We start from the raw sequence: 476 nt of genomic DNA on the forward strand, positions 1-476 counted from the left end.
TTTTTCTCGACGTTCCCGCTTACGCACTTCATCCAACGCCTTGGTGAACGTCTGCACGATATGGAACCAGTCAACCGTCACTCGAGCATCAGGAAGATGTTCAGCAGTGCCATTGAGGAAGGCCGGAGACATGTCACACACGACTTCAACCACATTGCCCGGGGTGCCGCCATGTGCCTCTAGAAAGGCGCTGAACGCCTTGATCGTCTCTTTGCCACGTCCTTGGACAGCAAAGATCACCGGCTCTTGTTGGCGTTGCATATCGAGAAATACGGTGACGTAACGTTGCCCTCGACGTGATGCCGTTTCGTCTACCCCGACATTGGCAACCTGAGAAAGATCCAGGTCCCCCAGCATGCGGCCTACGTAATGATGCACGATGCGCCACAAACGCTTGTCAGTGACTTCCAATTGCCGAGAGACGGCGAGCACAGGCATCTCCCTGACCAACGACATGGCAGCCTGTTCAAACAACA

1 protein-coding gene is annotated in these 476 nt (G+C 54.6%); it reads right to left on the minus strand.

Going from position 1 to position 476, the window contains the following annotated elements; translation table 11 throughout:
- A partial coding sequence (locus MKZ40_RS16945; RefSeq protein ID WP_282627987.1) for a transposase occupies nt 1-476 on the minus strand: 476 nt, incomplete at both ends.

The sequence above is a fragment of the Cobetia sp. BMC6 genome, assembly GCF_029991385.1.
In the GTDB taxonomy this organism is placed as follows: Bacteria; Pseudomonadota; Gammaproteobacteria; order Pseudomonadales; family Halomonadaceae; genus Cobetia.